This is a genomic window from Nocardiopsis synnemataformans, from assembly GCF_965343085.1.
Classification (GTDB): domain Bacteria; phylum Actinomycetota; class Actinomycetes; order Streptosporangiales; family Streptosporangiaceae; genus Nocardiopsis; species Nocardiopsis alborubida.
The window spans coordinates 60,030-70,158 of the sequence record NZ_CBDRFA010000042.1 but is presented as its reverse complement, the minus strand read 5'-3'; the positions used below and the strand labels follow the sequence as shown (position 1 = coordinate 70,158).

At 70.5% G+C, this 10,129-nt stretch carries 10 protein-coding genes; 5 read left to right on the top strand and 5 right to left on the bottom strand.

The window, feature by feature from the left end:
• Positions 1-230: 230 nt before the first annotated feature.
• The 4 genes from ACSIH6_RS23315 (at position 231) to ACSIH6_RS23300 (ending at position 4,487) form a co-directional block, all read left to right on the top strand.
• Complete coding sequence (locus ACSIH6_RS23315; RefSeq protein ID WP_435110433.1) at positions 231-1,193, top strand: tripartite tricarboxylate transporter substrate binding protein; 963 nt, start codon at positions 231-233, stop codon at positions 1,191-1,193.
• Positions 1,190-1,750, top strand: coding sequence for a tripartite tricarboxylate transporter TctB family protein (locus ACSIH6_RS23310; protein ID WP_435110432.1), 561 nt, complete (start codon positions 1,190-1,192; stop codon positions 1,748-1,750). Before ACSIH6_RS23315 ends, ACSIH6_RS23310 begins: the two co-directional genes overlap by 4 nt.
• Positions 1,747-3,390 (top strand): tripartite tricarboxylate transporter permease, encoded by a 1,644-nt coding sequence (locus tag ACSIH6_RS23305; protein ID WP_435110431.1) that lies wholly within the window; start codon positions 1,747-1,749, stop codon positions 3,388-3,390. Before ACSIH6_RS23310 ends, ACSIH6_RS23305 begins: the two co-directional genes overlap by 4 nt.
• Before the next feature lie 80 nt (positions 3,391-3,470).
• On the top strand, positions 3,471-4,487 hold the full coding sequence (locus tag ACSIH6_RS23300; RefSeq protein ID WP_435110430.1) for a 4-hydroxythreonine-4-phosphate dehydrogenase PdxA: 1,017 nt from the start codon (positions 3,471-3,473) through the stop codon (positions 4,485-4,487).
• A gap of 92 nt (positions 4,488-4,579) precedes the next feature.
• Here the strand turns inward: ACSIH6_RS23300 and ACSIH6_RS23295 are convergent, their stop codons facing one another.
• Positions 4,580-4,927, bottom strand: a complete 348-nt coding sequence (locus ACSIH6_RS23295; RefSeq protein WP_435110429.1) for a PLD nuclease N-terminal domain-containing protein — start codon at positions 4,925-4,927, stop codon at positions 4,580-4,582.
• A 364-nt stretch (positions 4,928-5,291) separates the two neighbouring features.
• Here ACSIH6_RS23295 and ACSIH6_RS23290 point away from each other — a divergent pair, with 364 nt between their 5' ends.
• Complete coding sequence (locus ACSIH6_RS23290; RefSeq protein WP_150250918.1) at positions 5,292-6,035, top strand: GntR family transcriptional regulator; 744 nt, start codon at positions 5,292-5,294, stop codon at positions 6,033-6,035.
• A gap of 223 nt (positions 6,036-6,258) precedes the next feature.
• On the opposite strand, the gene ACSIH6_RS23285 is transcribed toward ACSIH6_RS23290, so the two are convergent.
• The 4 genes from ACSIH6_RS23285 to ACSIH6_RS23270 all read right to left on the bottom strand — a co-directional run bounded on the left by ACSIH6_RS23285 (position 6,259) and on the right by ACSIH6_RS23270 (position 9,957).
• Positions 6,259-7,320, bottom strand: a complete 1,062-nt coding sequence (locus ACSIH6_RS23285; protein ID WP_150250917.1) for an aspartate-semialdehyde dehydrogenase — start codon at positions 7,318-7,320, stop codon at positions 6,259-6,261.
• Positions 7,317-8,588: an aspartate kinase gene (locus tag ACSIH6_RS23280; protein WP_082768385.1), complete on the bottom strand. Its 1,272-nt coding sequence runs from the start codon at positions 8,586-8,588 to the stop codon at positions 7,317-7,319. The genes ACSIH6_RS23285 and ACSIH6_RS23280 overlap by 4 nt, the downstream gene beginning before the upstream one ends.
• Positions 8,589-8,767: 179 nt before the next feature.
• On the bottom strand, positions 8,768-9,367 hold the full coding sequence (recR, locus tag ACSIH6_RS23275) for a recombination mediator RecR (RefSeq protein ID WP_017562871.1): 600 nt from the start codon (positions 9,365-9,367) through the stop codon (positions 8,768-8,770).
• A gap of 242 nt (positions 9,368-9,609) precedes the next feature.
• On the bottom strand, positions 9,610-9,957 hold the full coding sequence (locus ACSIH6_RS23270) for a YbaB/EbfC family nucleoid-associated protein (protein WP_017562872.1): 348 nt from the start codon (positions 9,955-9,957) through the stop codon (positions 9,610-9,612).
• Between the last annotated feature and the right edge of the window lie 172 nt (positions 9,958-10,129).

Sequence of the window (10,129 nt, the reverse complement as noted above, 5' to 3'; positions counted from 1 at the left end):
CGACCACCTGGAGGCGGTGGCGCACCGGGTGTCGGCCGACGGCTGACCCCTCCACCCGCCCCGCGGCCTTTTCACGTCCCGCTACGCGTTGTTCTTTTCGTTCCGGCCCCTTGTCAACGCCTGGGTCGAGCTTTAGCGTGTTCCCATATCCAATAGGATCTCTGATGTCGCTGAGATTGCGCTTCTGAGAACTCCGCCCCCCGAACCCCTCCGGACGCAAGAAGGCCGACATGAAGTCACCCCTCCGTGTGGTGCTGGCCGCGACAGGCGCCTGCACGCTGATCACGGGGTGCTCGCTGCCGAACGCGAGCCCTCCCCTTCCCGACGACTGGACCCCCCGGGGCTCGGTCTCCGCGCTCGTCGCCTTCGCACCCGGCGGCGGAAGCGACCGCTCGGCACGCGTCATCGCCGAGGGGCTCAACGAACTGGACGCCGGCTACAGCGTGAACGTGGAGAACAAGGAGGGCGGCTCCGGCGCGGTCGGCTGGGCCACCTTCATGTCCGAGCGGGGCAACGGCAACGCCCTCCTGGTCGCGGAGACCGCGCTCAACACCCTGCCCATCGTCTACGACGTGCCCTTCAGCTACCGCGACTTCACCCCGCTGGTGATGTTCGCCCAGGACTCGCGCGTGGTCCTCGTCCCCGCGGACTCACCGCACGAGACCTGCGCGGACCTGGTGGAGGCCGGCGCCGAGGACCCCGTCAAGACCGGATCCAGCGGCAAGACCGGGGCCGACTCCCTGGTCATCGAGGAGTTCAGGAAGAACGGCGGGGAGTTCTCGGTCGTGCCGTACGGCTCCACGGGCGAGGTCCTCACCGCCCTGCTGGGAGGCCAGCTCGAAATGGCTCCGGCCAGCGCCGCCGCGGCCAAGCCCTACGTGGAGAGCGGCGACTTCAAGGTGCTGTGCACCCTCTCCGAGGAGCGCTACGACGACCCCGTGCTGGGTGAGGCCCCCACCGCGCGGGAACAGGGCCTGGACGCCGAGGTCACCATCTGGCGCGGCGTCCTGGCACCCGACGACATCGCCGACGTGCAGCGCGACTACTGGATCGCCTCGATCCAGGAGGCCATGCGGTCCGACATCTACGAGGACTACATCGAGACCGACCTCCTGATCCCCGCGAACGTCGCGGGCCAGGACTTCGAGGACTTCCTGGACGAGTACGACCAGCGGATGAGGGAGGCCCTGTGAGCGGCACCCCCCACCGGTCCCCGGAGCGGGAGGACCGGGCGCCCCGGTCCCGGCCCCCCGTTCTCGTCGCGTACTCCGTGTTCGCGGGCCTGGGCCTGCTCTTCCTTCTCGGCTCCCTCGGCTACCCGTGGACCAACCCGGAGGACGGCACCGTCGGCCCCGGCGCGCTGCCCCGTACGGCCGGACTGCTCCTGCTGGTCACCGGGCTCGCCCTGCTGTGGCAGGAGATGCGCGGCGGCACCCTCCTGGAGGGCGACGGCCACGTCGAGGAGGAGACCGAGCACACCGCCGAGGAGAAGCGCGCGACCACCCGGAAGCTGCTCGTCGTCTCGGCGGGCCTGGTCGTCACCGCCGCGCTCATCCCCTTCCTCGGCATGCTCCCCGCACTCGCGCTGCTGACCCTGTTCCTGACGGTCTGGGTCGAGAGGCTCCGCTGGCCCGTGGCGGTCACGGCCTCGGCGGGGGTGCTCGTCGTGTGCTACCTCCTGTTCGTCGTGCTCCTGCGTGTGCCGCTCCCCCTCGGCCTCCTGGACCCCGCCCTCTGGAGTGCGCCGTGACCGAGAACCTGCTCATCGGATTCAACGCGGCCCTGACCCCCGAGAACCTGCTGTGGTGCTTCGTGGGCGTCCTGCTGGGCACCGTCATCGGTATCCTGCCCGGACTCGGCTCGGCCACCGGCGTGGCCATCCTCATCCCGGTCACCCTCGCCTTCGAGCCGCTGACCGCGCTGATCATGCTCGCCGGGATCTACCACGGGTCCCAGTTCGGGGCCACGATCACCGCCATCCTGGTCGCCACCCCGGGCGAGGCCTCGTCCGTGGTGTCCACGTTCGACGGCTACCGCATGGCCCGCGCGGGACGGGCCGGTCCGGCGCTGGCCATCTCCGCCATCGGCTCCTTCGTGGCGGCGCTGGTCGCGCTGGTCGCGCTGACCTCACTGGCCCCCCTCTTCGCCGACATCGCCCTGGGCTTCGGTCCGCCCGAGATCCTGGCCATCATGACCCTCGGGCTGTGCACCATCGTCGTCTTCTCGGGGAAGAACCTGCTGCTGGGTACCGCGCTCGGCACCGTGGGCATCCTCATCTCCAGCGTGGGGGTGGACGTCGGCTCGGGCACCCCCCGCTACACCTTCGGCCAGGTCGACCTGTTCGGCGGCCTCCCCTACGTCGAGGTGATGATCGGGCTCTTCGCGATCGGGGAACTCCTCAACCAGCTGCACCGCGGGATGGCCAAGCCGATCCGGGCGCGCTTTCGCGACCTGCTCCTGACCAGGGAGGACATCAGGCGCGCGGCTCCGGCCACGGCGCGCGGCACCGTCGTCGGGTTCGTACTCGGCTGCCTGCCGGGCGCCGGGACCACCCTGGCCTCCTTCCTGGCGTACGGCGTGGAGAAGCGCTTCTCCAGGAACCGCGACCAGCTCGGTACCGGCGCCATCGAGGGCGTCGTCGCACCCGACGCCGCCACCAGCTCCGGCTCCAACGCCAACTTCGTACCGACCCTGGTCCTGGGGGTGCCGGGCGGCGCCACCACCGCCGTCCTGCTCGGGGCCTTCCTCGTCTACGGCATCCAGCCCGGCCCGCTGCTGTTCGAGACCCAGCCCACGCTGGTCTGGGGCCTCCTGGCGTCGTTCTTCATCGGCAACGCCATCCTGCTGCTGCTCAACCTGCCGCTGGCGCCGGTCTTCGCCCAGCTGCTGCGCATCAGGTACGCGGTCCTCTACCCGCTGATCATCGTCACCAGCCTCGTCGGCGCCTACTCGATCAAGAACAGCATGCTGAGCGTGTGGATCGTGATCGTCTTCGGCTTCGTCGGGTACGCCATGAAACGGCTCAACCTCCCCGTCGCCCCGCTCGTCCTCGGGCTGGTCATCGGCCCGCTCTTCGAGACGGCGCTGGTCCAGACCTCGGCCCTGGGGGAGGGCGACGTGCTCTCCCAGATCGGTTCCAGCGGCACGGCGATCGGCATCCTGTTGCTGGCCCTCGCGCTGGTCGTCGGACCGACGGTCGCGAGGGCCGTGCGCGGCGGAGGGTCCGCGGGCACCGCAGGCCCCGCAGGCACCGCAGGCCCCGCGGGCACGGGAGGATCCACGGGCACCGGCGGGGGCGACGACGACCGGACCGGCGGCGCCCGGGACGCGGACGGCGTCCCCGACGACGGCGAACACGCCGTCCGTGCCCGCCCGAGCGCGGACGACTGACACGGAAGGCGGGTCCCGCGCCCGCGCGCACCCCCGCACCACGACAGCCCCACCACGGCTCACCCACAGGAAAGGCAGCCATGACCGCCACCAGCGCGTCCCGCCCCCGTATCGCCGTCACCCTCGGCGACCCGGCGGGGATCGGTCCCGAACTCATCGCCAAGCTGCTGTCCCGCCCGGAGAACACCGCCGCGGCCGACATCGTGCTCGTCTCCGACGAGGCCGAGCTGAGGTCGGCGGGCAAGGACGCCGGAGTGCCCGTCGAGTACACCACCGACCCCGACGCGGACCTGCCCCTCCTGTACGACAACTCCACGGCCCGGCCCACCGGAGCCGCCGCGTCCTTCAAGCGGCGCGAGGCCACCGAGGCCGGGGGCCGCTGGGCGCTCGCCAACCTCTCCGTCGCCCTCGACATGGCCGGGGACGGCCGCGTCGACGCGATCCTGTTCGCCCCGCTCAACAAGTCGTCCCTGCACCTGGCCGGCATGACGGAGAACGACGAGCTGCGCTGGTTCGAGGAGGTGCTGGGCGTCACGTCCTTCACCTCCGAGCTGAACGTCCTGCCCGGGCTGTGGACCGCCCGCGTCACCTCGCACGTGTCGATCGCCGAGGTGGAGGCGGGCATCACCCACGACAACGTCGTCGAGGCGGGTCTGCTCCTCGACCGAGTGCTGCGCGAGTCGGGCCTGGAGGCTCCCCGGATCGGGGTCTGCGCGCTCAACCCGCACGCCGGTGAGAACGGCAGGTTCGGCCGCCACGAGCTGGACGTCATCGGGCCCGCCGTGGGCGGCCTGGCCGCCCGGGGCCTGGACATCACGGGCCCGTTCCCCTCGGACACGATCTTCCTGCGGGCCAGGGCCGGCGAGTTCGACGGCGTCCTGACCATGTACCACGACCAGGGGCAGATCGCCATGAAGCTGATGGGTTTCGACGGCGGCGTCACCATCGCCGGCGGTCTTCCTGTCCCGATCTGCACTCCAGCGCACGGAACCGCCTTCGACGTGGTCGGCAGGGGCGCGGCCAACACCGGTTCCGTGCAGAACGCCTTCGACCTGGCGGTCGGCATCGGCGGCCGCCGCAAGGCCGCGGCGGTCTGACCGGGGCCGCGTCCGGGCCTCCCGGACACGGACACGGAAGGAGCCCCGGGACCGGTCCCAGGGCTCCTTCCGTGTACCGCCCGGCGCCGGGCTCAGGCGTGGCTCAGGCCGTTGCGGTGGGGCGGCGCGTCGCTGTGCTGGCCGACGCTGGCCGGGATCGTGTGGCGCGCCTTCCCCTTGTCGATGCCGAGGAAGCGGTTGAGGTGGCCCTTGCGGCCCACCACGAACCAGGCGATCGCCCCGAACAACGGGAACCAGAGGATGAAGATGACCCACAGCAGCTTGCCGCCGGCGGAGGTGTCGCGGTCGGCCAGCGCCGAGATGATCGCGGCGAGGAGCAGGACCAGCAGCGCCAGACCCACGAGTGCCAGGATCACCCCGAAGATCCCGCTCATCCAGGTGACGGCCGTGTCCGCGCGGTCCGCGAGGTTCGTGATCATGGTCTCCCCCAACAAGGCACACTCCCTATTGTGACGCAGAGTAACCTTTTGGGCAGGGGATTCCGTGGCGTTCCCCGTTTTCGGGCGTTTCCACTACGCAAGGACGGAGTTCCGATTCCGTGGTGACTTTCCGAACGCGGGCCACTACTTTCAGGTAAGACCACCTGTCGGGCCCCTGCGCTGCTTTACTGGGAACCATGGGCGAGCTTCGGCGATCTGGCAGGTTCACTCCCCTCCTCCCCCCCGGATTCCCCACCGGAGACGGTGGCGGCCCCGGCACCGGCGACCACCACGTCCCCGTTCCCGCGGCGGAGCGCAGAGACCAACGGGCGACGGGAGGCCGCGCGGCCGAGGCCCCGTGACCGTGGGCAGGCAACCCAGGTACCTCTGGCTGGCCGAACAGCTGCGCGGGCCGATCCTGAGCGGGGAGCTGCCGCCCGGCACGCGTCTGCCCTCCCGGACCCGGCTGGCGCGCTCCTACCGCGTCAGCGAGCAGATCTCCCGCACCGCGCTCCGGCTCCTGGTCACCGAGGGCCTGGTCGAGTCCAGGCCCGGCTCCGGGTACTACGTGCGCACCGTCCCCGAGCTCTTCCGGATCTGCCGGACCGACTCCTCCTCCGGCTCCGGTCTGGGACGGCTCAGCCGCGAGGCGATCGGCACCGAGCAGGAGCAGTGCGCGCCGCCGCTGAGCCTGCGGCTGCGGCTGCGCGAGGGAGAACCGGTGTACCGCACCACCTCACGCGGGCTGTCCTCGGAACTGCCCATCACCCTGCACCGGTCCTGGGAGCCCGCGTCCCTGACCGCGGGCACCCTGCGCACCCCCTTCGACAGCTCGCCCGGCAGCGGACTGCTCGAACGGCTCAGCGCGGCGGGCCACCCGGTCGACCGCGTGGTGGAGGAGGTGGGCGTACGCGCCCTGCGCGACTCCGAGGCCTCCCTGCTCGGATCGGCGCCGGGGGTGCCCGTGCTGGTGGTGGAGCGCACCCACTTCAGCGGCAACCGGCCGGTGGAGACCTCCGACCTCATCGGCTCGTCCGAGCAGTGTCGACTCCTCTACAAACTGACACTGGCCCGACCCCGCCGCCCCGGCGACCCGCGGCGGTACTGACCCGGGCACACGCGGGTTCGGCGCCCTCCGGGACGGGCACCCGGGCACCCGAGCGCCGACCCCGGACACGCGTGAGGGCGGCGGCTCCCTCCAGGAGGAGGGGCCGCCGCCCTCACCGTTCACCGAACATCACGCCGGTGCGGACATCGCCGGACGCCTGCTCCGCCCAACCGTTCCCCGTCACCCGGAGTGACCGGCTGGAGTCGTCCGGCGGTGTGCGCGGTCAGGCCTGGGTGAACTCCCTGGCCACGACCTCGGCGATCTGCGCCGTGTTGAGCGCGGCGCCCTTGCGCAGGTTGTCCCCGCACAGGAACAGGTCCAGCGACCTCGGGTCGTCCAGCGACTGGCGGATGCGGCCGACCCAGGTCGGGTCGGTGCCCACGACGTCGGCCGGGGTCGGGAACTCGCCGTTGGCCGGGTCGTCCTGGACCTGGACGCCCTCCGCGGAGCCGAGCAGCTCACGGGCGGCGTCGGCGGGCACCTCCTCGGCGAAGGACGCGTGCACGACCAGCGAGTGGGTGGTGATCACGGGGACGCGGACGCAGGTGGCCGAGACGCGCAGGTCGGGCAGACCCAGGATCTTGCGGGACTCGTTGCGGACCTTGAGCTCCTCCGAGGACCAGCCGCCGTCCTTGAGCGAACCCGCCCACGGAACGACGTTGTAGGCCAGCGGCGCCGGGAACGGGCCCAGCTCGCCGACGGCGGCGCGCACGTCGCCCGCCGTGTCGCCCAGGCTGCGGTCGGCACCGGCCTTGGCCATCTGGTCGCGCAGGGTGTCGATGCCCTCCTGGCCGGCGCCGGAGGCGGCCTGGTAGGAGGAGACCACCAGGTCGGTGACGCCGTAGGCGCGGTGCAGGGCACCGATGGCCACGATCATCGACAGGGTGGTGCAGTTGGGGTTGCTGATGATGCCGCGCGGACGGTTGCGGACCTGGTCCGCGTTGACCTCGGGCACCACGAGCGGGACGTCGGGGTCCATGCGGAACGCGCCGGAGTTGTCGACGGCGACCGCGCCGCGGGCGGCGGCGACCGGCGCCCACTCCTTGGACACCTCGTCGGGGACGTCGAACATGGCGACGTCCACGCCGTCGAAGACCTCGGGGGCCAGGGCCTGGACCACGACGTCCTCGCCGCGCACGCGCAGGACCTTGCCCGCGCTGCGCGGGGAGGCGACGAGGCGGATCTCGCCCCAGACGTTCTCGCGCTGGGTCAGGATGTCCAGCATCACGGTGCCGACGGCGCCGGTGGCGCCGACGACGGCGAGGGTGGGAAGACGGTTGCTCATCGGCCGGTACCTCCGTACACGACAGCCTCGACCTGGTCGGCGTCGAGCTGGAACTCACTGTGGGCGGCGCGGACGGCCGCGTCGATCTGGTCCTCCTCGACGATCACCGAGATGCGGATCTCCGAGGTGGAGATCATCTCGACGTTGGTGCTCGAACCGGCGATGGCGTCGAAGAAGCGGGCGGTGACGCCCGGGTAGGAGCGCATGCCCGCGCCGATCAGCGACACCTTGCCGATCTTGTCGTCGTAGCGCAGGGACTCGAACCCGACCTTGTCCTGCACCTTCTTGAGCGCGGCGACGGCCTCCTTGCCGAAGTCCTTGGGGACCGTGAAGGAGATGTCGGTGCGCGAGGTGGAGACCGCCGACACGTTCTGGACGATCATGTCGATGTTGATCTCGGCGTCGGCCAGGGCCCGGAAGATCGTCGCGGCCTCACCGATCTTGTCGGGCACGCCGACGACGGTGATCTTGGCTTCGCTCCGGTCGTGAGAGACACCGGAGATGATCGGCTGTTCCATGCCTTCGCTTTCCTCGACTTCCGGGACGACCCAGGTCCCTGGCTTCTGGCTGAAAGATGAACGGACGTGAAGGGGGATGTTGTACTGACGCGCGTACTCGACACAGCGCAGGTGCAGGATCTTGGTCCCGGACGCCGCCATCTCCAGCATCTCCTCGTAGGAGACCTGGGGGATGCGCTGGGCGGTCGGCACGATGCGCGGGTCGGCGGTGAACACACCGTCGACGTCGCTGTAGATCTCGCAGGCGTCGGCCTCCAGGGCGGCGGCCAGCGCGACGGCGGTGGTGTCGGAGCCGCCCCGACCCAGGGACGTGATGTCCTTGGTGTCCTGGGAGACGCCCTGGAACCCGGCGACGATGCAGATCGCGCCCTCGCCCACGGCCTCCTGGATCCGGCCCGGCGTCACGTCGATGATCTTGGCGTTGCCGTGCAGCGACGTGGTGATGACACCGGCCTGGGAACCGGTGAAGGACCTGGCCTCGAACCCCAGGTTCTCGATGGCCATCGCCACGAGTGCCATGGACATGCGCTCACCCGCGGTGACCAGCATGTCCAGTTCGCGGGCTGGCGGCATCGGGCTGACCTGCTCGGCCAGGTCCAGGAGTTCGTCGGTGGTGTCGCCCATGGCCGAGACCACGACGACGACGTCATATCCCGCCTTTTTCTGAGCGACGATCCGCTGGGCTACTCGCTTGATGGCTTCCGCGTCTGCCACGGAAGACCCACCGTACTTCTGCACGATTAGGGCCACGATCGATGCTCCTGAGGAGTTGGGATCAAGACAATGAAATGGAGTGTAGCCACAGACGTCCTCGTCCACCCCATCTGACCTGCGACGGGAGGGCGTGGCGTCTTGACATACCAGCGGTGGGGCTTACCCGGCCAGGCGGAGGTTACTCGTGTTTCGCGCGGATGAACGGCGAATGTGAGCTAGAACTCCAGGCTGCGGCGGCCCTCGAAGGCACGGCCGAGGGTGACCTCGTCGGCGTACTCCAGGTCGCCGCCGACGGGCAGTCCGCTGGCCAGACGGGTCACCTTCAACCCCATGGGTTTGACCAGCCGCGCCAGATAGGTCGCGGTGGCCTCCCCTTCCAGGTTGGGGTCCGTGGCCAGGATCAGCTCGGTCACCTGGCCGTCGGCCAGGCGGGTCATGAGTTCCTTGACGCGCAGGTCGTCGGGGCCCACGCCCTCGATGGGGCTGATGGCGCCGCCCAGGACGTGGTAGCGGCCCCGGAACTCGCGGGTGCGCTCGACGGCGACGACGTCCTTGGACTCCTCGACCACGCAGATGATGGCGGGGTCACGGCGGACGTCGCGGCAGATGCGGCACTGGTCCTCTTCGGCGACGTTGCCGCAGACCGAGCAGAAGCGCACCTTCTCCTTGACCTCGACGAGCGCGCTGACGAGGCGTTTGACGTCGGCGTGCTCGGCGGACAGGAGGTGGAAGGCGATGCGCTGCGCACTCTTCGGACCGACGCCGGGCAGCCGCCCGAGCTCGTCGATCAGATTCTGCACCGCGCCTTCGTACATCGCCTACCCATCAGTGCCGGACCGGATATGTCGGGGCGGTCCGCATCCCCACCCCCACCGTATCCGGCGCGGCGGACCCGCGCGTACGCGGACCGGCGTCTGGGGCGGAACCGGAACCAGGACCGCCCCACTCGCCGTGATCTTGTACCTATAGCGGGTTTCGAGTGCCGACATCGGCTATAAGTACAAGATCACCGCAGGTCAGGCCGCACGCCTCACACCGGCGACAGTTCCGGGCCGGACTAGAAGCCGGGGAGGCCGGGCATGCCGCCGGGCATCCCGCCACCGCCCAGGCCCTCGGCGAGCGGGCCCATCTTCTCCTGCTGGAGCCGCTCCACCTGCGCCTCGGCGTCGCGGATGGCCGCCAGGACCAGGTCCGCGACGGTCTGGGCGCTCTCGGCGGGGTCGGCGGGGTCGATCGCCTCGGGGGCGACGGTCACGTCCTCGACCTGTCCGCGCCCGCTCAGCTTGACCTTGACCAGGCCACCGCCGGAGGTGCCCTCGACCTCGGCGTCCTCCAGTGCTTGCTGGGCCTCCACGAGCTGCTGTTGCATCTGCTGGGCCTGCTGGAGCAGGGCCTGCATGTCCATACCGCCAGGGTTCACGGCCGTCTCCTCGCCGCACTCTTGGTGCTGGGTCTCGCTGTTGTGTCGCTGTTGCTGTGAGCGTAACCGGTCATCAGCGCACATGCGGGCGGGCCGGTCGGCCACGGGAGGGGACGGACTGGTCACCGGGGTGGGACGGCGCTGATCGCGGTGCACC

What these genes read in the sequence shown, in the direction of transcription:
- ACSIH6_RS23315 (WP_435110433.1), top strand. Translation starts at nt 231, where the DNA reads ATGAAGTCACCCCTCCGTGTGGTGCTGGCCGCGACAGGCGCCTGCACG.
- ACSIH6_RS23300 (WP_435110430.1), top strand. Translation starts at nt 3,471, where the DNA reads ATGACCGCCACCAGCGCGTCCCGCCCCCGTATCGCCGTCACCCTCGGC.
- ACSIH6_RS23295 (WP_435110429.1), bottom strand. Translation starts at nt 4,927, where the DNA reads ATGATCACGAACCTCGCGGACCGCGCGGACACGGCCGTCACCTGGATG.
- ACSIH6_RS23285 (WP_150250917.1), bottom strand. Translation starts at nt 7,320, where the DNA reads ATGAGCAACCGTCTTCCCACCCTCGCCGTCGTCGGCGCCACCGGCGCC.
- recR (WP_017562871.1), bottom strand. Translation starts at nt 9,367, where the DNA reads ATGTACGAAGGCGCGGTGCAGAATCTGATCGACGAGCTCGGGCGGCTG.
- ACSIH6_RS23270 (WP_017562872.1), bottom strand. Translation starts at nt 9,957, where the DNA reads ATGGACATGCAGGCCCTGCTCCAGCAGGCCCAGCAGATGCAACAGCAG.